This is a genomic window from Stenotrophomonas sp. YJH_SMC_64 (assembly GCF_059371375.1).
In genome coordinates this window covers 65,316-88,404 of the sequence record NZ_JCAFUN010000013.1, presented here as the reverse complement: position 1 = coordinate 88,404, position 23,089 = coordinate 65,316, and the positions used below count along the sequence as shown (strand labels likewise).

Annotated in this window: 20 protein-coding genes and 3 tRNA genes; 22 read left to right on the top strand and 1 reads right to left on the bottom strand. The window is 64.9% G+C overall.

Annotated features, from left to right (window positions below; all coding sequences use genetic code 11):
• Nucleotides 1-18: 18 nt before the first annotated feature.
• Nucleotides 19-1,899, bottom strand: coding sequence for a DUF3413 domain-containing protein (locus AC5P9L_RS15195; RefSeq protein WP_111189607.1), 1,881 nt, complete (start codon nucleotides 1,897-1,899; stop codon nucleotides 19-21).
• 153 nt (nucleotides 1,900-2,052) lie between these two features.
• Between AC5P9L_RS15195 and AC5P9L_RS15190 the strand changes: the two genes are divergently transcribed.
• The 22 genes from AC5P9L_RS15190 (at nucleotide 2,053) to nusA (ending at nucleotide 23,034) form a co-directional block, all read left to right on the top strand.
• Entirely contained in the window at nucleotides 2,053-3,030 is a 978-nt protein-coding gene (locus AC5P9L_RS15190; protein WP_005410467.1) for an isopenicillin N synthase family dioxygenase, read from the top strand.
• Nucleotides 3,031-3,807: 777 nt separating this feature from the next.
• A complete protein-coding gene (gene tpiA / locus AC5P9L_RS15185) occupies nucleotides 3,808-4,563 on the top strand; it encodes a triose-phosphate isomerase (RefSeq protein WP_495230650.1) in 756 nt (251 codons plus the stop codon).
• A gap of 31 nt (nucleotides 4,564-4,594) precedes the next feature.
• On the top strand, nucleotides 4,595-5,032 hold the full coding sequence (gene secG, locus AC5P9L_RS15180; RefSeq protein WP_049459174.1) for a preprotein translocase subunit SecG: 438 nt from the start codon (nucleotides 4,595-4,597) through the stop codon (nucleotides 5,030-5,032).
• A gap of 51 nt (nucleotides 5,033-5,083) precedes the next feature.
• Nucleotides 5,084-5,168, top strand: a tRNA-Leu gene (locus tag AC5P9L_RS15175).
• 111 nt (nucleotides 5,169-5,279) lie between these two features.
• Nucleotides 5,280-5,636 (top strand): NADH-quinone oxidoreductase subunit A, encoded by a 357-nt coding sequence (locus tag AC5P9L_RS15170; RefSeq protein WP_005414075.1) that lies wholly within the window; start codon nucleotides 5,280-5,282, stop codon nucleotides 5,634-5,636.
• The gene (locus tag AC5P9L_RS15165) at nucleotides 5,627-6,181 is read left to right on the top strand and encodes a NuoB/complex I 20 kDa subunit family protein (RefSeq protein ID WP_005410463.1); all 555 of its coding nucleotides are present in this window, start codon (nucleotides 5,627-5,629) and stop codon (nucleotides 6,179-6,181) included. The genes AC5P9L_RS15170 and AC5P9L_RS15165 overlap by 10 nt, the downstream gene beginning before the upstream one ends.
• A gap of 33 nt (nucleotides 6,182-6,214) precedes the next feature.
• Entirely contained in the window at nucleotides 6,215-6,964 is a 750-nt protein-coding gene (locus tag AC5P9L_RS15160) for an NADH-quinone oxidoreductase subunit C (protein WP_005410462.1), read from the top strand.
• The gene (locus tag AC5P9L_RS15155) at nucleotides 6,961-8,268 is read left to right on the top strand and encodes an NADH-quinone oxidoreductase subunit D (protein WP_014037950.1); all 1,308 of its coding nucleotides are present in this window, start codon (nucleotides 6,961-6,963) and stop codon (nucleotides 8,266-8,268) included. Before AC5P9L_RS15160 ends, AC5P9L_RS15155 begins: the two co-directional genes overlap by 4 nt.
• 97 nt (nucleotides 8,269-8,365) lie before the next feature.
• Nucleotides 8,366-8,893: an NADH-quinone oxidoreductase subunit NuoE gene (nuoE, locus tag AC5P9L_RS15150; RefSeq protein WP_005410460.1), complete on the top strand. Its 528-nt coding sequence runs from the start codon at nucleotides 8,366-8,368 to the stop codon at nucleotides 8,891-8,893.
• Between the two features lie 4 nt (nucleotides 8,894-8,897).
• Nucleotides 8,898-10,238: an NADH-quinone oxidoreductase subunit NuoF gene (gene nuoF / locus AC5P9L_RS15145; protein WP_010486436.1), complete on the top strand. Its 1,341-nt coding sequence runs from the start codon at nucleotides 8,898-8,900 to the stop codon at nucleotides 10,236-10,238.
• A complete protein-coding gene (gene nuoG, locus AC5P9L_RS15140) occupies nucleotides 10,235-12,469 on the top strand; it encodes an NADH-quinone oxidoreductase subunit NuoG (RefSeq protein WP_262101876.1) in 2,235 nt (744 codons plus the stop codon). The genes nuoF and nuoG overlap by 4 nt, the downstream gene beginning before the upstream one ends.
• Nucleotides 12,466-13,560 carry an NADH-quinone oxidoreductase subunit NuoH gene (gene nuoH / locus AC5P9L_RS15135; protein ID WP_005410457.1) on the top strand — a complete coding sequence of 365 codons (1,095 nt, stop codon included), beginning with the start codon at nucleotides 12,466-12,468 and terminating at the stop codon, nucleotides 13,558-13,560. The genes nuoG and nuoH overlap by 4 nt, the downstream gene beginning before the upstream one ends.
• Nucleotides 13,561-13,564: 4 nt before the next feature.
• A complete protein-coding gene (gene nuoI / locus AC5P9L_RS15130; RefSeq protein WP_279915531.1) occupies nucleotides 13,565-14,053 on the top strand; it encodes an NADH-quinone oxidoreductase subunit NuoI in 489 nt (162 codons plus the stop codon).
• A gap of 9 nt (nucleotides 14,054-14,062) precedes the next feature.
• Nucleotides 14,063-14,719, top strand: a complete 657-nt coding sequence (locus AC5P9L_RS15125; protein ID WP_010486441.1) for an NADH-quinone oxidoreductase subunit J — start codon at nucleotides 14,063-14,065, stop codon at nucleotides 14,717-14,719.
• Nucleotides 14,716-15,021 (top strand): NADH-quinone oxidoreductase subunit NuoK, encoded by a 306-nt coding sequence (gene nuoK / locus AC5P9L_RS15120; RefSeq protein WP_005410454.1) that lies wholly within the window; start codon nucleotides 14,716-14,718, stop codon nucleotides 15,019-15,021. The genes AC5P9L_RS15125 and nuoK overlap by 4 nt, the downstream gene beginning before the upstream one ends.
• Nucleotides 15,022-15,028: 7 nt before the next feature.
• Entirely contained in the window at nucleotides 15,029-17,188 is a 2,160-nt protein-coding gene (nuoL, locus tag AC5P9L_RS15115; RefSeq protein ID WP_005414069.1) for an NADH-quinone oxidoreductase subunit L, read from the top strand.
• A gap of 23 nt (nucleotides 17,189-17,211) precedes the next feature.
• Nucleotides 17,212-18,720 carry an NADH-quinone oxidoreductase subunit M gene (locus AC5P9L_RS15110; protein WP_262101877.1) on the top strand — a complete coding sequence of 503 codons (1,509 nt, stop codon included), beginning with the start codon at nucleotides 17,212-17,214 and terminating at the stop codon, nucleotides 18,718-18,720.
• Between the two features lie 15 nt (nucleotides 18,721-18,735).
• On the top strand, nucleotides 18,736-20,196 hold the full coding sequence (gene nuoN, locus AC5P9L_RS15105) for an NADH-quinone oxidoreductase subunit NuoN (protein ID WP_005410451.1): 1,461 nt from the start codon (nucleotides 18,736-18,738) through the stop codon (nucleotides 20,194-20,196).
• A gap of 129 nt (nucleotides 20,197-20,325) precedes the next feature.
• A tRNA-Met gene (locus AC5P9L_RS15100) sits at nucleotides 20,326-20,402 on the top strand.
• 82 nt (nucleotides 20,403-20,484) lie between these two features.
• Nucleotides 20,485-20,561 (top strand) — tRNA-Met (locus AC5P9L_RS15095).
• Between the two features lie 366 nt (nucleotides 20,562-20,927).
• Entirely contained in the window at nucleotides 20,928-21,518 is a 591-nt protein-coding gene (gene rimP, locus AC5P9L_RS15090) for a ribosome maturation factor RimP (RefSeq protein ID WP_262101878.1), read from the top strand.
• Between the two features lie 4 nt (nucleotides 21,519-21,522).
• Complete coding sequence (gene nusA, locus AC5P9L_RS15085; RefSeq protein ID WP_005410449.1) at nucleotides 21,523-23,034, top strand: transcription termination factor NusA; 1,512 nt, start codon at nucleotides 21,523-21,525, stop codon at nucleotides 23,032-23,034.
• Nucleotides 23,035-23,089: the final 55 nt, after the last annotated feature.

The window sequence follows — 23,089 nt, the reverse complement described above, 5'->3', positions numbered from 1 at the left end:
GGAATCCATCCTCTGTGGTCAGCGGTTGCGGAAGCGGGTCAGCGCTTCCCATGCGGTACGGACGGCGCCGGCATCCGGGGCCTGGCGCGGCAGCGGGCGGTAATGCAGGTCAAGCGCCGTCGCATTGCCGAACTTGTCGAACACGTAGATGCCATTGCCATGGCGGACGGCGCGTTGTGACCAGCTTTCCACCACCAGTGCGCGCTCGCCTGCGGGTTCGGCCAGCAGATCCTGGCCGGTGCTGAAGTCGCTCAGTGCGTTCTCGCAGCCCAGGGCGTGGCGCATCAACGTCGGCACCCAGTCCTCATGTGAACTGGTGCGTGTCTCATGGCCGCTGGCCTGGCCGGGCCAGTGCAGCACGAACGGTACCTGCAGCTGGTAGTCGGAGAAGTTGCCGTTGTGGCCCCAGTAGTTCAGCTTCAGGTCGTTGAACTCCTCGGCGTGGTCGCCGGTGACCAGGACGATGGTGTTCTGATCCAGGCCCTGCGCGCGCAGATCGTCCAGCAGGGTGCCGACGAGGCTGTCGGCGTAATGCACGGCGGTCCGGTAACGGTTCAGTTCCGGGGCCGGGTCGTGGTCCGGACCGAACCTGAGGAAGTCGATTTCCTGCGCCATCGGGGTCGCCAGCGGCGGGTAGCCTGCGGGCATGTGGTAGGGCGCATGGGTGGAATCGAGGAAGACGAAGCCGAACCACGGCGTGTGCGCTGCCTGGCTTGCACGGATGTCCTTCTGAAGCGAGGCTACGATGCTGCTGTCACGGCCTTCCGAACCCAGGCCGGGCGGGCCCTGGTGCAGCTGGTCGCGGACGTCCGCAAATGCAGTGCGGTCGAATTCCGGGCTGTACATCGGCGCGCTGCCGTACAGATGCAGGTCGTACCCCTGCTGGCCCAGCACCTTGAACAGCTGTGAGCCGCGCTGTTCGTCAAGCATGCTTTGCCAGTAGCCGCCCGGCAGGCCGTAGAGCAGGCCGAACAGGCCATAGCGGGTGGCGTTGCCCGTGCTGAAATGGCGGTCGTAGACACGAGCGGAGGCCGCCAGTGCCGAGGTGTTCGGCATGGTCTGCGGGGTAAGCGCATCGTGGCGCAGCGATTCCAGCACGACCATCAGTACATTGGGCCGCTGTGGGCTCTGGCAGCGCAGTGGCTGCAGCGGATACAGCAGCTGCGCATGGCGAGGATCGGGCAGGCCGACCTGCTGTTCACTGACCACGCCCAGCCTGCGCATGAAGCTCTTGGCGGTGATCGGCTGGGCCCAGGGCAGGTAGTTCCACTGGGCAATCACGTCACGGTCGCCGCGTGCGTCGTAGTAGACGGTGGCCACCTGGCCGCTCGCCATCAGCAGGGCGACCACCGCCCAGGCCTGCAGCACCCTGCGCCGGCGGGGCGCGGCCGGCAGCAGCTTCCAGCACGCCCAGGCCAGGATGCCCTCGGCGGTGAAAATGGCCGCCACCAGCAGGCCGACCTGTACCCAGGTCTTCCACGACAACGCAACCTGGTCCTGCAGGGCGCCGCCGAACACCATGTTCAGGACCATGGCATTGAGGTGGAAGCGGTACAGGGTGAACACCTTGGCGTCGACCAGCAGCAGGCACAACCACAAGCCCTGCAGCAGTACCGCACTGATGCTCAGCGTGCGCGCGCTGCGCGGCCACAGGCCCAGCAGCAGTGGCAGCGCGCCGGCCAGCGCGCCGAAGGCGAGCAGGTGCCCGGGCAGGGCAATCGCGAGATAGGCCAGGCCCTGGTGGCCGCCCGGGTTGTCGTAAAGCGGCACGTTGCCGAGGGTGATCATCGTCGCCAGCAGCGCATTGCCCAGGACGAACAGGGACCACCACGCAAGCCGGCGCCAGCGAAGGGCAGGGCCCGCAGAGGGAAGGGCGATGGCGGCTGGGGCGTCGGGCATGGTGCGTCGGGTCGGGGAGGCGCGGTCGGGGCTTGCGCTGCCAACGTGATGGATTCGTTAAATTGTGCGCAGGTCGCGCATTGTATCGATTTGTTTCCGAGGATCGAGTAGCGTCCGCCGGGTGATCTGTCACAATGTTCAGGCGGGCCATGAATGCGCAGGCCCCCCAGACCCAATGACAAGCCAGGAATTGCTGTGAGCCAGATCCCCACCCTCGACATCACCCGTTTCGACAGCGACCGCGAGGCCTTCGTGGCCGAGCTGGGCGCGGCCTACCGCCAATGGGGATTCGCGGGCATCCGCAACCACGGCATTCCGCAGGCCGACATCGACGCGGCCTACGATGCCTTCAAGGCCTTCTTCGCCCTGCCGGAAGAGGTCAAGCGCAAGTACCACGTGGCCGGCAGCGGCGGCGCCCGCGGCTATACTCCCTTCGGCGTGGAAACCGCCAAGGGCTCCAAGCACTTCGACCTGAAGGAGTTCTGGCACATCGGTCGTGAAATCGCCGACGACTCCAAGTACCGCGACGTGATGGCACCGAACCTGTGGCCGACCGAGGTCGAGGGCTTCCGTGAGCGCGGCTACGGCCTGTACCAGGCGCTGGACAACCTGGGTTCGCGCGTGCTGTCCGCGCTGGCCCTGCACATCGGCCTGCCGGAAGACTTCTTCGCCGACAAGACCAACTTCGGCAACTCGATCCTGCGCCCGATCCACTACCCGCCGATCACCACCGACGACATCCCGAACGTGCGTGCCGGCGCGCATGGCGACATCAACTTCATCACCCTGCTGGTCGGCGCCAGCGCCGCGGGCCTGGAGGTGCAGTCGCATGAGGGCGAGTGGGTGCCGTTCACCTCGGACGCGGACACCATCGTGGTCAACATCGGCGACATGCTGCAGCGCCTGACCAACCATGTGTACCCGTCGACGATCCATCGCGTGGTCAACCCCCCGGGCGAGCTGGCCCGCCAGCCGCGTTACTCGGTGCCGTTCTTCCTGCACCCGAACCCGGATTTCCTGATCGACGTGCTGCCCTCGTGCATCACCCCGGAGAACCCGAGCCGGTACCCGGAGCCGATCACCGCCCACGGCTTCCTCGAGGAGCGCCTGCGCGAGATCAAGCTGAAGTAAAGAAAAGTGAGGCCGCCGAAAGGCGGCCTTTGTCTTTGCAGGGTTGCACCCTGCACCCGCGGTAGTGCCGGCCGCTGGCCGGCAAGTCCAAAGCCAAAGCGGCTCTGGGTTTCTGCGTGTTGGGCGGGGCGGTGTGGGTTGGCAGGACACGCCGTGAACCCCCAGACCGGCCCAGCCGCTGGCGGCTGTGCGTTCGGGCGCTTGCGAAGCAGTGCTTCGCAAGCAAAGCGCCCTCACCCCTGGGGGCTCGATGGCGCCATCCATGGCGCCAACGGTCCTGCCAACCCACACCTCCCCGCCTTCGACAGTTTCCCGGTGACGGTTGGTGGGTGTCGACCTTGGTCGACACGGTAGATCCACGCCTTGCGTGGATGAGATCTGTCGGATCGAAGTGGGGTAGGGGTTGGTCCAGCCGGCAGCAACCCGGAATGCAGCTTTTGCCTTTGCTCCTGCTCTTCTTTTTTCTTTCCGTGGCGGGCGGAGCCGCCGGACTGTGTCAGAGGCCGGGTGGGTGGGGCTGCGCAGGGGCGTGAGCCGCATGGATGCGGCGATCGAGCTTACATGGACGTACTTGCAGCGTCCCCTGCGCAGTCCCACCCGCCCGGCCAAGCCCTGGATCTAGCCTGGCTCTCCGCGAGCAACCAAACCCCGCCCCCCGCCCCCCGCCACGAGGGGCTGCGCCGTTGGCTGAAAATCCATGTAACCGCTTACAAGGAAACGGATTTTTGCCGCAGCGGGTATCATGACCGGCTGACTTCACACAGGAGCCACCCGCTCATGCGCCGCAAGATCGTCGCCGGAAACTGGAAGCTGCATGGCAGCCGTCAATTCGCCAATGAACTGCTGGGGCAGGTGGCTGCCGGGCTGCCGCTGGAGGGGGTGGACGTGGTGATCCTGCCGCCGCTGCCGTACCTGGGCGAACTGGTCGAGGACTTCGGCGAGACCGGCCTGGCCTTTGGCGCGCAGGACGTGAGCAGCAACGAGAAGGGCGCCTACACCGGCGAGGTCTGCGCGGTCATGCTGGTCGAGGTCGGGGCCCGCTATGGCCTGGTCGGCCATTCCGAGCGCCGCCAGTACCACCATGAGAGCAGCGAGCTGGTCGCGCGCAAGTTCGCCGCCGCCCAGCACGCCGGCCTGGTGCCGGTGCTGTGCGTGGGCGAGACCCTGGAACAGCGCGAGGCCGGGCAGACCGAAGCGGTCATCGCCAGCCAGCTGGCACCGGTGCTGGAGCTGGTCGGCGCGGCCGGTTTCGCCCAGGCTGTGGTCGCCTATGAGCCGGTCTGGGCCATCGGTACCGGCCGTACCGCCACCAAGGAGCAGGCACAGCAGGTGCACGCGTTCATCCGTGGCGAAGTCGCGCGTATCGATGCTAGAATCGCTGATTCACTGCCCATTGTTTACGGCGGTAGCGTGAAGCCCGACAATGCCGGGGAACTGTTCGCGCAGCCGGATGTCGATGGTGGGCTGGTCGGCGGCGCCTCCCTGGTGGCCGCGGACTTCCTGGCCATCGCAAGGGCGGCGGCCGCGAACTAATCCTAGAAGTATTGTCCGAGGGCGGTTTCCAATGCTGATGTTGATCCTCAATGTCGTCTACGTGCTGGTCGCTGTGGCCATGATCGCGCTGATCCTGATGCAGCGTGGCTCGGGTGCGGCGGCGGGTTCGGGCTTTGGTGCCGGCGCCTCGGGTACGGTGTTCGGTGCGCGTGGCGCCTCGAACTTCCTGTCCAAGTCGACCAAGTGGCTGGCCGTCGTGTTCTTCGGAATCAGCCTCTTCATGGCCTGGTATGCCGGTCATGGCAGCCGTCCGGCGGCCGACCAGGATCTGGGCTTGATGTCCGCCCCGACGGCGGTCGCTCCGGCGGCTCCGGCAGGCGAATTGCCGGCCGTTCCGAAGGCTGATGCGGTCCCGGCCGCCCCGGTTCCGGCCGCGAATGTGCCGGCTCAGGCGGAATCTTCGGTTTCTGGTGAAGAAAAGCCTTCGGAAGGCTCCCAGAAACACTGAAGCCGGTTACAATACGCGGCGCATCGGGAAGATAGTCTGATGTGATCGTTTGCCCAGGTGGCGGAATTGGTAGACGCACTACCTTGAGGTGGTAGCGACTTAGGTCGTAGGGGTTCGAGTCCCCTCTTGGGCACCATTTGTAAGTAAAGCGGGTTCGCCTGGCGCGCAAGGCGCCAGGTAGATTCCCGTCCACTCCCCCATGCCAAAGCGCCTGCAGGCGCAGCGGCAGAGGCAAGAGAGAATCGCTGTGCTGGCCGAATATTTGCCGTCTCTGCTGTTTCTGATCGTTGCCACCGGTATCGGCATTACGCTGATGCTGGTTGGTCGATTCCTCGGTCCCCGCCGCCCCGATCTGGAAAAGCTGTCGCCGTACGAGTGCGGCTTCGAGGCCTTCGAAGACGCGCGCATGAAGTTCGACGTGCGCTACTACCTGATCGCGATCCAGTTCATCGTCTTCGACCTGGAAATCATCTTCATCGTGCCGTGGACCCAGGTCTTCATGGAGCTGGGCGCGCGTTCGCTCGTCACCATGGGCCTGTTCGTCGGCATGCTGTTCCTCGGTTTCATTTACGTCTGGAAGAAGGGAGCGCTGGAATGGGAGTGATTCAGACTCTCGATGGCCTCATGAACAACCCCACGCCGGAAGGCCGGGTTGATGACATCCTGCGGCCGGAAGGCGACAACCCGCTGCTGGAAAAGGGCTTCGTCACCACCAGCGTCGATGCACTGCTGAACTGGGCGCGCACCGGCTCGATGTGGCCGATGACCTTCGGTCTGGCCTGCTGCGCGGTCGAGATGATGCACGCCGGCGCCGCGCGCCTGGACCTTGACCGCTACGGCGTGGTGTTCCGCCCGTCGCCGCGCCAGTCCGACGTGATGATCGTGGCCGGTACCCTGGTCAACAAGATGGCCCCGGCGCTGCGCAAGGTCTACGACCAGATGCCGGACCCGAAGTGGGTCATCTCGATGGGTAGCTGCGCCAATGGTGGCGGCTATTACCACTACTCCTATTCTGTCGTGCGCGGCTGTGATCGCGTGGTGCCGGTGGACGTCTACGTCCCGGGTTGCCCGCCGACCGCCGAGGCGCTGGTGTACGGGATCCTGCAGCTGCAGAAGAAGATCTGGCGTACACAGACCATCGCCCGCTGACCCCTTCACCTGACAAGAGCGCGCCAAGCCCCCATGGCAGAGCAAGCATCCTTCATCGACCGACTCTCCGCACGTTTCGCTGGTGCGAAGGTCATCGTGGTCGAACCCCGCGGCGAAGTGACGCTGGAAGTGCCTGCCGCCGAGTGGCACGCCACCGCCCTGGCGCTGCGTGACGAGTTTGGTTTCGAGCAGGCCGTGGATCTCTGCGGCGTCGATTACCTGGGTTATGGCTCCGACGAATGGGACACCGCCGACGTGTCCTCGCAGGGCTTCAGCCGTGGCGTCGAAGGCAAGGCCCAGGGCCGTTTCGCGTGGGGTGAGTTCCCCACCGAGGAAAACGGTGCCGACGGTGCCCGCCCGCAGCACATGCCGACCCAGCGTTTCGCCGTGGTCGCCCAGCTGCGCTCGTACCAGCACAACCTGATGATGCACCTGCGCTGCTTCGCGCCTGACGAAGCACTGCCGGTGGTGTCCTCGCTGACCGGCATCTGGCCGGGCCTGAACTGGTTCGAGCGCGAAGCGTTCGACCTGTACGGCGTGATCTTCGAAGGCCACCCGGACCTGCGCCGGATCCTGACCGACTACGGTTTCGTCGGCCATCCGTTCCGCAAGGACTTCCCGCTGATCGGCAATGTCGAAGTCCGCTACGACGAAGAAAAGAAGCGCGTGATCTACGAACCGGTCACCTCGGTGGAGCCGCGTGTCGGCGTGCCGCGCGTGATCCGCGACGACGCCCGTCTGCAGACCGCAGAAGGTGAGCGCGCGCAGGAGGCAGTGAAGTGAGCCACGTACACCAGGCCGGCGAAGCATTCGCCAGCAACGCCGCCGAAAGCCGGCAGGAAATCCGCAACTACACCATGAACTTCGGCCCGCAGCATCCGGCCGCTCACGGTGTGCTGCGCCTGATCCTGGAAATGGACGGTGAAACCATCATGCGCGCCGACCCGCACGTGGGTCTGCTGCACCGTGGTACCGAAAAGCTGGCCGAGTCCAAGCCGTTCAACCAGTCGATCGGCTACATGGATCGACTGGATTACGTGTCGATGATGTGCAACGAGCACGCCTACGTGCGCGCGATCGAGACCCTGATGGGCATCGAGGCGCCGGAGCGTGCGCAGTACATCCGCACCATGTACGACGAGATCACCCGCATCCTCAACCACCTGATGTGGCTGGGCTCCAACGCGCTCGACCTGGGTGCGATGGCGGTGATGCTGTACGCCTTCCGCGAGCGCGAAGAGCTGATGGACTGCTATGAAGCAGTCTCCGGCGCACGCATGCACGCGGCGTACTACCGTCCGGGCGGTGTCTACCGCGACCTGCCGGACCACATGCCGAAGTACAAGGAGTCGCGCTGGCACAAGGGCAAGGCGCTGAAGCAGCTCAATGCTTCGCGCGAGGGCTCGCTGCTGGACTTCCTGGAGAACTTCACCGTCGAGTTCCCCAAGCGCATCGACGAATACGAAACCCTGCTGACCGACAACCGTATCTGGAAGCAGCGTACCGTCGGCATCGGCGTGGTGACGCCGGAACTGGCGCACCAGTGGGGCATGACCGGCGTGATGCTGCGTGGCTCGGGCGTCGCCTGGGACCTGCGCAAGAAGCGCCCGTACGCCAAGTACGATGCCGTCGATTTCGACATCCCGCTGGGCAAGGAAGGCGACTGCTACGACCGCTACCTGGTCCGCGTTGCCGAAATGCGCGAGTCCAACCGCATCATCAAGCAGTGCGTGGCGTGGCTGAAGGCCAACCCGGGCCCGGTGATGGTGAAGAACTTCAAGGTCGCTCCGCCCAAGCGCGAGGACATGAAGGACGACATGGAAGCGCTGATCCACCACTTCAAGCTGTTCAGCGAAGGCTACTGCGTGCCGGCCGGCGAGACCTACTCGGCGGTGGAAGCCCCGAAGGGCGAATTCGGCTGCTACCTGGTCTCCGATGGCGCCAACAAGCCGTTCCGCGTGCACCTGCGTGCGCCGGGCTTCGCCCACCTGTCCTCGATCGATTCGATCGTGCGCGGCCACATGCTGGCCGACGTGGTGGCGATGATCGGTACCTACGACCTGGTGTTCGGCGAGGTTGACCGGTAATGCCGTCCGCCACGCCAACGCCCGCTGCAGGCAGCCGGCGCAAGCCGGCGCCGCAGTTTCTGGAATTTCACGTTATGCATTTCGCTGAGGTCGGCCGATGAAGGCGACAGGTAATTTCGAGGCGGCGCGCGACGTCGACCCGATGGTGGTGCTGAGCGACAAGACCCGCGCTCACATCGATCACTGGCTGTCCAAGTTCCCGCCGGACCGCAAGCGCTCTGCCGTGCTGCAGGGCCTGCATGCGGCCCAGGAGCAGAACCAGGGCTGGCTGACCGACGAGCTGATCGCCGGCGTGGCCAAGTACCTGGACCTGCCGCCGGTGTGGGCCTACGAGGTCGCCAGCTTCTACTCGATGTTCGAGACCGAGAAGGTCGGCCGCAACAACGTGGCCATCTGCACCAACATCAGCTGCTGGCTCAATGGCGCCGAGGACATCGTCCGCCACTGCGAGAAGAAGCTGGGCATCAAGCACGGTGAATCGACCCCGGACGGCCGCGTCTACCTCAAGCGCGAGGAAGAGTGCCTGGCCGGCTGCGGTGGCGCGCCGATGATGGTCATCAACGGTCACTACCATGAGCGTCTGACCCTGGAAAAGGTCGACGAGCTGCTGGACGGGCTGGAGTAAGGGCATGGCACATCACCACGAATCCAAGGGTCCGGTCGGCCCCGCGCCGCTGCCGCACCAGGTGGTCTATACCACCCTGCATTACGACACCCCGTGGTCGTACGAAAGCTACCTGAAGACCGGTGGCTACGCCGCCCTGCGCAAGATCCTCGAAGAGAAGATCCCGCCGGAGCAGGTCATCGAGATGGTCAAGGCCTCGGGCCTGCGCGGCCGCGGTGGCGCAGGCTTCCCGACCGGCCTGAAGTGGTCCTTCATGCCGAAGGGCAACATGCAGAAGTACATCCTCTGCAACTCGGACGAATCCGAGCCGGGCACCTGCAAGGACCGCGACATCCTGCGCTACAACCCGCATTCGGTGGTGGAAGGCATGGCGATCGCCTGCTACGCCACCGGTTCGACCGTGGGTTACAACTACCTGCGCGGTGAGTTCCACCACGAGCCGTTCGAGCACTTCGAGCAGGCCCTGGCCGACGCCTATGCGAACGGCTGGCTGGGCAAGAACATCCTCGGCAGCGGCGTGGACATCGACATCTACGGCGCGCTGGGCGCCGGCGCGTACATCTGCGGCGAAGAAACCGCGCTGATGGAATCGCTGGAGGGCAAGAAGGGCCAGCCGCGCTACAAGCCGCCGTTCCCGGCCAATTTCGGCCTGTATGGCAAGCCGTCGACGATCAACAACACCGAAACCTATGGTTCGGTGCCGGCGATCATCCGCAACGGTCCGGAGTGGTTCAAGGGCCTGAGCCTGACCGCCAACGGCGGTCCGAAGTGCTTCTCGGTGTCCGGCTGCGTGCAGAATGGCGGCAACTTCGAAGTGCCGCTCGGCACCAAATTCCACGACCTGCTGGAAATGGCCGGTGGCCTGCGTCCGGGCCGCACGCTGAAGGGCGCGATCCCGGGCGGCGTGTCGATGCCGGTGCTGACCGCGGCCGAGCTGAAGGACCTGCCGATGGACTACGACACCATCCGTGCGCTGGGCTCCGGCCTGGGTTCGGGTGCGATCGTGGTGCTCGACGACAGCGTCTGCTGCGTCAAGTTCGCCTGCCGCATCAGCCAGTTCTTCCACAAGGAATCCTGCGGCCAGTGCACCCCGTGCCGTGAAGGCACCGGCTGGATGCACCGCGTGCTGGAGCGCATCGTCGCCGGCAAGGCCACGATGGAAGACCTGCACCAGCTGAAGGCGGTGGCCGGCCAGATCGAAGGCCACACCATCTGTGCGTTCGGTGAAGCGGCTGCATGGCCCATCCAGGGCTTCCTGCGCCAGTTCTGGGACGAATTCGAGTACTACATCGTCAACGGTCATTCGATGGTTGACGGCAAGAAGGTGGAGGCAGCCGCCGCATGAGCGCGCAACCCGTAAACCCGAACGTGCCACCGGATCACGTGACCATCGAAATCGATGGCAAGTCGCTGGTCGTGCCCAAGGGTTCGATGATCATCCAGGCGGCCGACAAGGCCGGCATTTCGATTCCGCGCTTCTGCTACCACGAGAAGCTGCCGATCGCCGCCAACTGCCGCATGTGCCTGGTGGACGTGGAAAAGTCGCCGAAGCCGGCGCCGGCCTGCGCCACTCCGGTGATGGATGGCATGAAGGTCGCCACCCGCAGCGAGAAGGCACTGAAGTTCCAGCGCTCGGTGATGGAGTTCCTGCTCATCAACCACCCCCTCGACTGCCCGATCTGCGATCAGGGCGGCGAGTGCGAGCTGCAGGACGTGTCGCTGGGCTATGGCCGTTCGGTCAGCCGCTTCAACGAGCGCAAGCGCGTGGTGCCGGACGAGGACATGGGCCCGCTGGTCGCCACCGAGATGACCCGCTGCATCCAGTGCACCCGCTGCGTCCGCTTCACCGCCGACGTCGCCGGTACCTACGAACTGGGTGGCATGTACCGCGGTGAGAACCTGCAGATCGGTACCTTCGACGGCAAGCCGCTGACCACCGAACTGTCCGGCAACGTCGTCGACGTCTGCCCGGTCGGCGCACTGACCAACAAGGTGTTCCAGTTCCGCGCCCGCCCGTGGGAACTGACCGCGCGCGAGTCGCTGGGCTACCACGACGCGATGGGTTCGAACCTGTTCCTGCACGTGCGTCGCGGCGAAGTGCTGCGCACCGTGCCGCGCGACAACGAAGCGGTGAACGAGTGCTGGCTGTCCGACCGTGACCGCTACTCGCACCAGGGCCTGTACAGCGAAGACCGTGCGGTCAAGCCGCTGCGCAAGGTCAATGGCGAGTGGAAGGAAGTGAGCTGGGCCGAAGGCCTGGCCGCGGCCGTCGAGATCCTCAAGGCCAACCAGGGCGACAACCTGGGCGTGCTGGTGCACCCGTCCACCTCGAACGAGGAGGGCGCGCTGCTGGCCCGCCTGGCCAAGGGCCTGGGCTCGAGCAACATCGACCACCGCATCAACAACCGCGATTTCTCCGACGCCGCAACCGCCGAAGTGTTCGGCCTGCCGCTGGCCGAGATCGAAGGCGCCGACCGCATCGTCGTTCTGGGCAGCAACATCCGCCACGAACTGCCGCTGCTCCACGCCCGCCTGCGCAAGGCGCAGACCACCAAGGGCGCGAAGATCCACGTCGTCAATCCGGTGGACTTCGACTTCGCCTTCAGCATTGCCGGCAAGCAGATCGTTGCACCGTCGAAGTTCGTCGACGCGCTGGCCAACGCCGAGCTGCGTTCGGCCGTGCAGGGCGGCAACAACACCGTGCTGATCGTTGGTGGCATCGCCGAGAACCACCCGCAGGCTGCCGCCATCCGCGCCGCCGCGCGTGACTTCGCCGCCGCCACCGGTGCCAAGCTGTGCCGCATCCCGCAGGGCGCCAACGCCGTGGGCCTGACCCGCGCTGGCGTGCTGCCGGCCGGCAAGGACGTCGCCGCGATGCTGGCGCAGCCGCGCCAGGCCTACGTGGTGTACGGCCTGGAGCCGGGCCTGGATTTCGCCGATGCACCTGCCGCGCGCAAGGCGCTGGCCGGTGCCCAGGTGGTGGCCTTCAGCCAGTTCGCCTGTGCCTCGACCCGCGACGTCGCCGACGTCATCCTGCCGGTCGGTGCGCTGCCGGAAATCGACGCCACCCTGACCAACCTCGATGGTCGCGAGCAGTCGGCCCGTGCCGGCGGCAAGCTGCCGGGCGAGGCCCGTGAAGGCTGGCGCGTGCTGCGCGCACTGGGCGGCGACATGGCGCTGGCCGGTTTCGACTTCACCGACCTGGCCGGCCTGCGTGCCAGCCTGGCCCCGGTGGCGGTCGCCGTTGCCGCTTCGGCGCAGCCGGTGATTGCCGGCGAAGGCCTGGAAGTGGCTTCGACCGCCGCGATCTACCGCACCGATGCGGTGGTCCGTCGCGCCCCGGCACTGCAGTCGCATCCGCTCAACAACGCCCCGCGCATCGTGCTGAACGCTGAAGATGCCGCACGCCTGCAGCTGCAGGAAGGGCAGATGGCCAAGGTCGGCACCGATGCCGGCAAGGCCACCCTGCCGGTGGTGGTCGACGCCCGCGTCGCTGCGGGTTCGGTCTGGATTGAATCGGGCCACGGCGCGACCGCGCCGCTGGGTGCCGCTCGCGTAACGGTGGTGGCTGCATGAACGAATTGCTGTTGAACGCGGTCGACCCGCTGCACCAGTGGCTGCTGGGCCTCGGTGACATCGGCGCGCTGATCTGGATCATCCTGAAGATCCTGGTGATCACCGTTCCGGTGATCATCTCGGTGGCCTTCTACGTGGTCTGGGAACGCAAGCTGATCGGCTGGATGCACGTCCGCCACGGCCCGATGTACGTGGGCATGGGCATCTTCCAGGCCTTCGCCGACGTCTTCAAGCTGCTGTTCAAGGAAGTGGTCCAGCCGAGCAGCGCCAACAAGGCGATCTACCTGCTGGCACCGCTGATCACCCTGGCCCCGGCCTTCGCAGCCTGGTCGGTGGTCCCCTTCGATTCGCAGATCGTGCTGTCCAATGCCAACGCCGGCCTGCTGTACCTGCTGGCGATGACCTCGCTGGGCATCTACGGCATCATCCTGGCCGGTTGGGCGTCCAACTCGAAGTACGCGTTCCTGGGTGCCATGCGCGCCTCGGCGCAGATGATCAGCTACGAAATCGCCATGGGCTTCGCCCTGGTCGGCGTGATGATCGCCGCTGGCAGCCTGAACCTGAGCAATATCGTGATGGCGCAGGCCGGCAGCTCCGGCTTCTTCGACTGGTTCCTGCTGCCGCTGTTCCCGCTGTTCGTCATCTACTGGGTGTCGGGCGTGGCTGAAACCAACCGCGCGCCGTTCGACGTGGTGGAAGGCGAATCGGAAATCGTCGCCGGCCACATGGTCGAATACTCCGGCGGTGCCTTCGCGCTGTTCTTCCTGGCCGAATACGCGAACATGATCCTGATCAGCTTCCTGATCTCGATCTTCTTCCTCGGCGGCTGGCTGAGCCCGGTCCAGGGCTGGGTCAACTTCGGCGATGTCTCGCCGCTGGTCGACTGGATCTGGAAGGGCGGTGCACCGTGGCTGTTCGTCAAGGTGTTCTTCTTCGCCAGTGCCTACATCTGGTTCCGTGCCAGCTTCCCGCGCTTCCGCTACGACCAGATCATGCGCCTGGGCTGGAAGGTCTTCATCCCGCTGGCCATTCTGTGGATCGCGGTTACCGCCGTCATGGTGTTCTTCGGCGTGATTCAAAAGGGCGTCTAAAGTGATGAACAGGATTACCCATTACTTCAAGAGCCTGCTGCTGCTCGAACTGCTGGCGGGCCTCTGGCTGACGCTGAAGTACAGCTTCAAGCCGAAGTACACGATGATGTACCCGATGGAGAAGTTCCCGCAGTCGCCGCGCTTCCGTGGCCTGCACGCGCTGCGCCGTTACCCCAACGGCGAAGAGCGCTGCATTGCCTGCAAGCTGTGCGAAGCGGTGTGCCCGGCCCTGGCCATCACCATCGACTCGGCCAAGCGCAAGGACGGCACCCGCCGCACCACCCGCTACGACATCGACCTGTTCAAGTGCATCTTCTGCGGCTTCTGCGAAGAAAGCTGCCCGGTGGACTCGATCGTCGAAACCCACATCCTCGAGTACCACTTCGAGAACCGTGGCGAAAACATCGTTACCAAGCCGCAGCTGCTGGCCCTTGGCGATCGTCTCGAAAACGAGATCGCCGAGCGTCGTGCCGCCGATGCCGCTTACCGCTGAGGTCGAGAGATGGATTGGGTAAATATCGCTTTCTGGGTGTTCGCCATCGCGGCAACGGTTTCGGCCGGTGCGGTGATCAGCGTGCGCAACCCGGTGCATGCAGTGCTGTGCCTGGTGCTGACCTTCTTCTCCATTGCCTGCGTGTGGCTGCTGGTGGGCGCCGAGTTCCTCGGCGTGGCGCTGGTGCTGGTCTACGTCGGCGCGGTGATGGTGCTGTTCCTGTTCGTGGTGATGATGCTGGACATCGATCCCACCAAGATGCGTGAGGGCTGGGTGCGCTACCTGCCGGTCGGCCTGATCGTGGCAGTGGCGATGCTGGTGCAGATGCTGATCCTGATCGGCGTGAAGGGCAGGGCGGTCACTCCGTTCCCGGCCGACAACGCCGCTGCGGTCGCTGCCGACAGCTCCAACGTCACCTGGCTGGCGCGCACGCTGTTCACCGAATACCTGCTGCCGTTCGAGTTCGCCGCCGTCATCCTGACCGTGGCCGTGGTCGCCGCCGTGATGCTGACCCTGCGTCGCCGTACCGGCGTGAAGAGCCAGAACCCGGGTGAGCAGACCATGGTCAAGGCCGGCCAGCGCCTGCGCATGGTCAAGATGGGCGCCGAAGCACCGGTCGTGCACAGCAACAGCAAGCCGGCCACCGGCGAGGAGACCCAGCCGTGATTACCCTTGGCCACATGCTTGCGCTTGGCGCGGTGCTGTTCGCCATCAGCCTGGCCGGCATCTTCCTCAACCGGAAGAACGTCATCGTCCTGCTGATGTCGATCGAGCTGATGCTGCTGTCGGTGAACATCAATTTCGTCGGCTTCTCGCGTCAGCTGGGCGATCCGTCCGGCCAGCTGTTCGTGTTCTTCATCCTGACCGTCGCCGCCGCGGAAGCCGCCATCGGCCTGGCGATCCTGGTGACCCTGTTCCGTACCCGCCGCACGATCAATGTCGGCGAAGTCGATTCGTTGAAGGGCTGATCCACAGATGGAAATCACTCTCTCCAAGAGTCTGTTGATCGCAGTGGTGCTTGCACCGCTGTTCGGCAGCATCATCGCCGGCCTGTTCGGTCGCCAGGTCAAGCGCTTCGGCGCGCAGACCATCACCATCCTCGGCGTCGCGGTAGCCTGCGGCCTGTCGATGTACACGTTCTACCAGCTGATGTGGGGCGGCGCGCAGCCTTTCAACCAGAACATCTACACGTTCTTCGAAGTCGGCCAGTATTCGGCGCACGTCGGCTTCATGGTCGACAAGCTGACCGCGATGATGATGGTGGTGGTGACCTTCGTGTCGCTGCTGGTCCACATCTACACGATCGGCTACATGCAGGACGACCCGGGCTACCAGCGGTTCTTCAGCTACATCTCGCTGTTCACCTTCTCGATGCTCACCCTGGTGATGAGCAACAACTTCCTGCAGCTGTTCTTCGGCTGGGAAGCGGTGGGCCTGGTGTCGTACCTGCTGATCGGCTTCTGGTTCAAGCGCCCGACCGCGATCTTCGCCAACATGAAGGCGTTCCTGGTCAACCGCGTCGGTGACTTCGGCTTCCTGCTGGGCATCGCCGGCGTGCTGTGGGTGTTCGGCACCCTGGACTATTCGCAGGTGTTCTCGCAGGCCGGCATGCTGGCTGACCCGCGCGCCCAGCTGCAGATCTGGGACGGCACGATCCTGGGCATGCAGCTGCTGAACGAGCCGGTGATCTGGTCGATCGCCACCGTCATCTGCATCTGCCTGTTCATCGGCGCCATGGGCAAGTCGGCCCAGGTCCCGCTGCACGTGTGGCTGCCGGACTCGATGGAAGGCCCGACCCCGATCTCGGCACTGATCCACGCCGCGACGATGGTGACCGCCGGTATCTTCATGGTCACCCGCATGTCGCCGCTGTTCGAGCTGTCGCAGACGGCGCTGAACTTCGTGCTGTTCATCGGTGCCACCACCGCGTTCTTCACCGGCCTGATCGGCATCGTGCAGAACGACATCAAGCGCGTCGTCGCGTACTCCACGCTGTCGCAGCTGGGCTACATGACCGTCGCCCTGGGCGTGTCGGCCTACTCGGCCGCCGTGTTCCACCTGATGACCCACGCCTTCTTCAAGGCCCTGCTGTTCCTGGGCGCCGGCTCGGTCATCATCGCGATGCACCACGAGCAGGACATGCGCAAGATGGGCGGCCTGCGCAAGTACATGCCGATCACCTTCATCACCATGTGGATCGGTACGCTGGCCCTGGTTGGTACGCCGTTCTTCTCCGGCTTCTACTCGAAGGACACGATCATCGAGGCGGCCGAGATCCACGCCCACATGCAGAACAGCTGGGTGGCCACCTATGGCTACTGGGCGGTGCTGGGTGGCGTGCTGGTGACCAGCTTCTACAGCTTCCGCCTGCTGTTCATGACCTTCCACGGCAAGGAGCGTTTCCGCGACGCGCACGACGATCATGGCCACGGCCATGACGATCACCACGCCGCCGATGCCCACCATGGCGATGCCCATGACGACCACGGCCATGGCCACGGTCCGCATGAACCGCATGAAACCCCGTGGGTGGTGACCCTGCCGCTGATCCTGCTGGCCATCCCGTCGATCGCCATCGGTTTCTTCAGCATCGGTCCGATGCTGCACGGCACCGACTGGGCCGGCAACCATGCGCACGAGGCGATCAAGGGCCAGGCACAGACGTTCTTCACCGGCATCGTCGACTTCTACGATCCGGCCAAGAACACCGTCGCGTTCCTGGGTGAAGAGTTCCATGGCCCGGTGGCGTTCGCGCTGCACGGCATGATGCTGCCGCCGTTCTGGCTGACCCTGGCGGGCTTCCTGCTGGCTGCGCTGTTCTACCTGTGGAAGCCGGACCTCTCGGGCAAGGCACGCAAGACCTTCGCCCCGATCGTTTCGGTGCTGGAAAACAAGTACGGCTTCGACAAGCTGTGGATCGATGGCTTTGCCGGTGGCAGCGTCAAGCTGGGCAAGGTCTCGCGCTGGATCGACAGCAATATCGTCGACGGCGTGGTCAATCTCTCGGCACGTGTTGTGGACGTTGCAGCCGGCGTGCTGCGTCGTACCCAATCCGGTTTCCTCTATCACTACGCCTTCGCGATGATCATCGGCCTGATTGCCCTGCTGGGCGTGCTGATGCATTACCTGCGTTGATGACCTGTACGGAATAAGAAGACGTGTCGAACTGGCCTCTACTCAGTGTCCTCATCTGGCTGCCGATCATCGGTGGCGCCCTGATCCTTGCGATCCGTGATGCACAGACTGCCCGCTGGGCGTCGCTGGGCGTCGCGGTGCTCACCTTCGTTGCAAGCCTCTCGCTGCTGAGCGGCTACAACGCGGGCATCGACGGCCTGCAGTTCGTCGAGACCCATGCCTGGATCCCGGCGTACAGGATCGGCTACAACCTGGGCGTGGACGGCATTGCCGTGGCGCTGATCCTGCTGACCACCCTGGTCAGCGTGCTTGCCCTGATCGGCGCCTGGAGCGCCATCGACAAGCGCGTCAACCAGTACGTGGCGGCCTTCCTGATCCTGGAAGGCGTCACCGTCGGCATCTTCGCCGCGACGGACGCGATGCTGTTCTACGTGTTCTTCGAAGCCATGCTGATCCCGATGTTCCTGATCATCGGTGTCTGGGGTGGCCCGCGCCGCATCTATGCAGCACTGAAGTTCTTCCTGTACACCTTCCTCGGCTCGGTGCTGATGCTGGTGGCGCTGATCTACCTGTACATGAAGGGCGGCAGCTTCCAGCTGGCCGACCTGTACGCGCTGCCGCTGTCGGCCAAGGAACAGACCTGGATCTTCTTCGCCTTCCTGATCGCCTTCGCGGTCAAGGTGCCGATGTTCCCGGTCCACACCTGGCTGCCGGACGCCCACGTGGAAGCGCCGACCGCCGGTTCGGTGATCCTGGCCGCCATCGCCCTGAAGATCGGTGGCTACGGCTTCCTGCGCTTCAACCTGCCGATCGTCCCGGACGCGTCGCAGGAATGGGCCTGGCTGGTGATCGCGCTGTCGCTGATCGCGGTGATCTACGTCGGCCTGGTCGCCCTGGTGCAGGACGACATGAAGAAGCTGATCGCCTATTCGTCGATCGCGCACATGGGCTTCGTCACCCTGGGCACCTTCATCGCCCTGTGGCTGGTGCGTGAAGCCGGCAACGCCGATGCTGCCCGCCTGGGTCTGCAGGGCGCCATGGTGCAGATGATCTCGCACGGCTTCGTGTCCGGTGCGATGTTCTCCTGTGTCGGCGTGCTGTACGACCGCATGCACAGCCGCCGCATCGCCGATTACGGCGGCGTGGTCAACGTGATGCCGTGGTTCGCCACCTTCGCCATGCTGTTCTTCATGGCCAATGCGGGCCTGCCGGGCACCAGCGGTTTCGTCGGCGAGTTCATGGTCATCCTGTCGGCCTTCCAGCGTAATCCGTGGATCGCACTGGGCGCGGCCACCACCCTGATCATCGGCGCCGCCTACACCCTGTGGCTGTACAAGCGCATCTTCTTCGGCGAAGTGGCCAACAGCCACGTGGCCGAACTGAAGGACATCAACGGCCGCGAATGGCTGGTGCTGGGCGTGTTCGCCATCGGCGTGCTGGCCCTGGGCATCTACCCCAAGCCGCTGACCGACCTGATGGAGCCCTCGATCGCGAAGCTGGCGATGCAGATCGCATCCAGCAAGCTGCTGTAATTCCAGGATTTGATGATGACCACCTCGCCGCTGCTGCCATTGACCGCCGCTGACCTGCCACCGCTCGCTCCCGAGCTGGTGCTGATCGGCAGCGCCTTCGCCCTGATGATCCTCGACCTGTTCGTCAGCAACCGGAACAAGATCGTCACCCACCTGTTCTCGCTCGCTGCGCTGGCCGTGGTGCTGTTCATGCTGGCCACCGGCGTGGGCGGGCAGGGCGAGGTCTTCCATGGCATGTTCGTGCGCGATACCGCCGCGGACGTGATGAAGACCGGGATCGTGCTGCTCAGCGGCCTGACCCTGGTCTACGGCTGGCGCTACCTGCGTGACCGCAACCTGTTCCAGGGCGAGATCCCGGTGCTGATCCTGTTCGGCACCGCCGGCATGATGATCCTGGTCTCGGCCGGCAGCCTGCTGATGGTCTACCTGGGCCTGGAACTGCTGGCGCTGTGCTCCTACGCACTGGTTGCCAGCAACCGTGAGAACGGTCTGGCCTCGGAAGCGGCGATGAAGTACATCGTGCTGGGTTCGCTGGCCTCGGGCCTGCTGCTGTACGGCATGTCGCTGATCTACGGCGCCACCGGCAGCCTGCACCTGGACGTCATCCGTGACGCCATCCCGCACTCGGAAGAGCGCGTGCTGCTGATCACCGGTGCGGTGTTCATGATCGCCGGCGTCGCCTTCAAGCTGGGCGCCGCACCGTTCCACATGTGGCTGCCGGACGTGTACCAGGGTGCCCCGGCACCGATCGCACTGTTCATCAGCTCGGCGCCGAAGCTGGCCGCCTTCGGCATGGCCTACCGCCTGCTGGAAATGGGCGTGGGTCCGCTGTCGACTGAACTGCAGCTGCTGATCGCCGGCCTGGCCGCGGTCTCGCTGGTCATCGGCAACCTGATGGCCATCGCGCAGAGCAACCTCAAGCGCATGCTGGCGTTCTCCACCGTCTCGCACATCGGCTTCCTGCTGATGGGCATCGCCGGTGGTGGCGCGCAGGGCTATGCCGCCGCGCTGTTCTACGCACTGGCCTACGCCATCATGTCCACCGCCGCGTTCGGCGCGATCATCGCGCTGTCGCGTGCCGGTTTCGAAGCCGAGAACATCGAGGACTTCAAGGGCCTCAATGCCCGCAACCCGTGGATGGCCGGCCTGGTGCTGTGCATCATGGCGTCGCTGGCCGGCATTCCGCCGTTCCTGGGCTTCTGGACCAAGCTGGCGGTGCTGGGCGCGGCCGTCAACGGGGGCCTGCTGTGGCTGGCCATCCTCGGCGTGCTGTGTGCCGTGGTCGGCTGCTTCTACTACCTGCGCGTCATCAAGGTCATGTACTTCGATGAGCCGGTGGGCGAGGCCATGCCGCGCAGCAACGACCGCGTGCTGGGCCTGGTGCTGGGCGTGAACGCGCTGGCGCTGCTGGCGCTGGGCCTGGCCTGGAACCCGATCATGGTCTGGTGCCAGCAGGCATTTGCGCATCTTGCATAAAAGTTGACACAAAGCTGCGCGATTCGTGTAATATGCGCAGCCTGAGTTGTCACTGCAGCGGTTCAGCCAGAACATCGTTGCGGTAGTCCTCCTCGAAAGAGAGCAGGGCAGCAGTTCAAACACTTCCGGTGCGGGGTGGAGCAGTCTGGCAGCTCGTCGGGCTCATAACCCGAAGGTCGCAGGTTCAAATCCTGCCCCCGCTACCAACTTCAGATCGGCGCCAACCGGTTTGATGAATGAGGGAAAGCTTGCATTTTTTGGAGCCAACGCTCATAATTCCGCTTCTGATGCGGGGTGGAGCAGTCTGGCAGCTCGTCGGGCTCATAACCCGAAGGTCGCAGGTTCAAATCCTGCCCCCGCTACCAAGTAAAGAGATCGCCTTCGAAGTCCTGCTTCGAAGGCGTTTTTCTTTGGGTGGCTGCGTCGTTTCTGCGTGATCGGGGTCAGCTCCCTTTTCCGCGGGAAAGGGAGCTGACCCCAGGTCCGCACCTTGCACCAGCGCGGTGCAGCCGCTATCATCAGCGGCCTAGCAGTACCCCTGAAGGCGGCCTCCCGGCGGGAGTCCGGACCCGGAAGGAGGGCCGCAACCGGCAGGCACTGCAGGTTGCAACCGGAATCCAGTCACCGGAGTCTTTCCGGAAAAGGGGCCCAGCGGGCCCTTTGTCGTTTCCGGGGCGTCATGTTTTCACGCCGGCCAAGGCCGGCACCCAACCAAGAGATCAAGGCAGGCTGTGAGCGACAAGGCAACCGACATCGCGAATCTGCTCGCCCCGACCGTTGTGTCGCTGGGCATGGAGCTGCTGGGCGTTGAGTATCTGCCGGCCCCCGGCGGTGCGACCCTGCGCCTTTACATCGACGTGCCGCTGGCTGAACAGCCCGAGCGCATCATCAATGTCGACGACTGTGAGCGGGTCAGCCGCGAAGTGTCGGCGCAGCTGGACGTCGAAGACCCCATCAGCGGCAATTACACGCTGGAAGTGTCCTCGCCGGGCGTGGATCGCCCGCTGTTCAACCTGGAGCAGTTCGCTCGCCACCAGGGCGAATCGGCCAAGGTCACGCTGAAGCTGCCGCAGGACAACCGTCGTCGCCTGCAGGGCCGTATCGAGGCAACCGACGAGGCCGCAGGCACCATCACCTTCATCGTCGACAAGACCGAAGTGGTGGTGTCGGCCGACAACATCGACAAGGCACGGATCATGCCCGACTGGGTGGCGCTGGGGCTGGCCCCGAGCAAGCCGACCGGTCCGGCGCCGAAGCGTCCGAAGCCGAACACGAATTCTTCTTCCAACGAGCCGGCGGCAAAGAAGCCGCGCGCGGAGTGAGCCAATGAGCAAGGAACTGTTGCTGGTAGTCGACGCGGTCGCCAACGAGAAGGGCGTGCCGCGTGAAGTGATCTTCGATGCCATCGAGGCCGCCCTGGCCTCGGCAGCGAAGAAGCGCTATCCCGACGAGGAAGTGCTGACCCGCGTGGTCATCGACCACAAGGATGGCAGCTACGAAACCTTCCGCCGCTGGGAAGTGGTGGCCGACGACGTGGTCATGGAATCGCCGGACCGCCAGATCCGCCTGATGGACGCCGTCGACGAAGCCGAAGGCGTGGACGTCGGCGACTACATCGAAGAGCAGATCGAGAACCCGGACTTCGGCCGCATCGCCGCCCAGGCCGCCAAGCAGGTCATCGTCCAGCGCGTGCGTGAAGCCGAGCGCCAGCAGGTCGTGGATGCGTGGAAGGATCGCGTCGGCGAACTGATCACCGGTGTGGTCAAGCGCGCCGAGCGCGGCAACATCTATGTCGACCTCGGTGGCAATGCCGAAGGCTTCATTCCGAAGGACAAGGGCATTCCGCGCGACGTGCTGCGCGCTGGTGACCGCGTGCGCGGCTACCTGGCCGAAGTCCGTTCGGAACCCCGTGGCCCGCAGCTGTTCATCAGCCGCGCCGCCCCGGAATTCATGATCGAGCTGTTCAAGCTGGAAGTGCCGGAAGTCGGCCAGGGCCTGGTGGAAATCAAGGCCTGCGCCCGTGATCCGGGCGACCGCGCCAAGATCGCCGTGCTCGCCCACGACCAGCGCACCGATCCGATCGGTGCCTGCATCGGCATGCGCGGTTCGCGCGTGCAGGCCGTGTCCAACGAGCTCAATGGCGAGCGCGTGGACATCGTGCTGTGGAACGACAACCCGGCCAACTTCGTCATCAACGCGATGGCGCCGGCCGAAGTGCAGTCGATCATCGTCGATGAAGACAAGCACTCGATGGACCTGGCCGTTGCCGAAGACCGCCTGGCCCAGGCGATCGGCAAGGGCGGCCAGAACGTGCGCCTGGCCAGCCGCCTGACCGGCTGGCAGCTCAACGTGATGACCCAGGACCAGGTCACCGCCAAGTCGGAGGCCGAGCAGGCTTCGGCCCGCCAGCTGTTCATGGACAAGCTGGAAGTGGACGAGGAAATCGCCGGCATCCTGGTCAGCGAAGGCTTCGGCACCGTCGAGGAAATCGCGTATGTCCCGGTCGGCGAACTGCTGGCCGTGGAAGGTTTCGACGAAGACATCGTCGAAGAGCTGCGCGCTCGTGCCCGCGATGCGCTGCTCAATGAGGCCCTGGCAGTCGAAGAAGGCCTTGAAGACGGCCAGCCGGCGCAGGACCTGCTGTCCCTGAAGGGCATGGACGAAGCCACCGCATATGCGCTGGCCGGCCACGGCGTGCGTACCAGCGAGGACCTGTCCGACCTGGCCGCCGACGAGGTCATGGACTTCGGCATCGAAGGACTGGATCAGGCGCGCGCCGCTGCGCTGATCCTGGCCGCCCGTGCCGAAGAGATCGCCCGACTGGAACGCGGCGAATGAGCCGGCAATGAACAGGGCCCTGAGCCGCTCAGGGCGTAGAATCCGCGCCACCTCC

What these genes read in the sequence shown, in the direction of transcription:
- nusA (WP_005410449.1), top strand. Translation starts at nt 21,523, where the DNA reads ATGAGCAAGGAACTGTTGCTGGTAGTCGACGCGGTCGCCAACGAGAAG.
- AC5P9L_RS15165 (WP_005410463.1), top strand. Translation starts at nt 5,627, where the DNA reads ATGGGAGTGATTCAGACTCTCGATGGCCTCATGAACAACCCCACGCCG.
- AC5P9L_RS15160 (WP_005410462.1), top strand. Translation starts at nt 6,215, where the DNA reads ATGGCAGAGCAAGCATCCTTCATCGACCGACTCTCCGCACGTTTCGCT.
- AC5P9L_RS15195 (WP_111189607.1), bottom strand. Translation starts at nt 1,899, where the DNA reads ATGCCCGACGCCCCAGCCGCCATCGCCCTTCCCTCTGCGGGCCCTGCC.
- nuoH (WP_005410457.1), top strand. Translation starts at nt 12,466, where the DNA reads ATGAACGAATTGCTGTTGAACGCGGTCGACCCGCTGCACCAGTGGCTG.
- nuoN (WP_005410451.1), top strand. Translation starts at nt 18,736, where the DNA reads ATGACCACCTCGCCGCTGCTGCCATTGACCGCCGCTGACCTGCCACCG.
- AC5P9L_RS15125 (WP_010486441.1), top strand. Translation starts at nt 14,063, where the DNA reads ATGGATTGGGTAAATATCGCTTTCTGGGTGTTCGCCATCGCGGCAACG.
- AC5P9L_RS15190 (WP_005410467.1), top strand. Translation starts at nt 2,053, where the DNA reads ATGCGCAGGCCCCCCAGACCCAATGACAAGCCAGGAATTGCTGTGAGC.
- nuoI (WP_279915531.1), top strand. Translation starts at nt 13,565, where the DNA reads ATGAACAGGATTACCCATTACTTCAAGAGCCTGCTGCTGCTCGAACTG.
- nuoF (WP_010486436.1), top strand. Translation starts at nt 8,898, where the DNA reads ATGGCACATCACCACGAATCCAAGGGTCCGGTCGGCCCCGCGCCGCTG.
- secG (WP_049459174.1), top strand. Translation starts at nt 4,595, where the DNA reads ATGCTGATGTTGATCCTCAATGTCGTCTACGTGCTGGTCGCTGTGGCC.
- nuoL (WP_005414069.1), top strand. Translation starts at nt 15,029, where the DNA reads ATGGAAATCACTCTCTCCAAGAGTCTGTTGATCGCAGTGGTGCTTGCA.
- tpiA (WP_495230650.1), top strand. Translation starts at nt 3,808, where the DNA reads ATGCGCCGCAAGATCGTCGCCGGAAACTGGAAGCTGCATGGCAGCCGT.
- nuoE (WP_005410460.1), top strand. Translation starts at nt 8,366, where the DNA reads ATGAAGGCGACAGGTAATTTCGAGGCGGCGCGCGACGTCGACCCGATG.
- nuoG (WP_262101876.1), top strand. Translation starts at nt 10,235, where the DNA reads ATGAGCGCGCAACCCGTAAACCCGAACGTGCCACCGGATCACGTGACC.